We start from the raw sequence: 236 nt of genomic DNA, 5'->3' as shown, positions 1-236 counted from the left end.
ATCCGTGCGAGCGGCTTGGCCTGGTGGTCGGCGAGGCCGAACCGCGTCTGCTGCAGGTCGACGAGACCGGACGGGCAGCCCTTGGCGATGCGTTGTCGGGACGCAAGACGATCGCGCTGGACGAGGCGCAGATGGCTAACGGGAGCCATCCCGACAGCGATATCGATCCGACGGCGCTTGGCCTGACGCCGCGCAACCTTGCCTATGTGATCTACACCTCTGGCTCCACCGGCACG

1 protein-coding gene is annotated in these 236 nt (G+C 66.9%); it reads left to right on the top strand.

Annotated elements, in window-relative coordinates; translation table 11 throughout:
- A partial coding sequence (locus KVT37_RS32895) for a hypothetical protein (protein ID WP_217579095.1) occupies window positions 1-236 on the top strand: 236 nt, incomplete at both ends.

The sequence above is a fragment of the Mesorhizobium sp. GbtcB19 genome (assembly GCF_019091085.1).
Taxonomy (GTDB): domain Bacteria; phylum Pseudomonadota; class Alphaproteobacteria; order Rhizobiales; family Rhizobiaceae; genus Mesorhizobium.
Note: the sequence above shows the minus strand (reverse complement) of the source record. Positions and strands in the feature narration are given on the sequence as shown.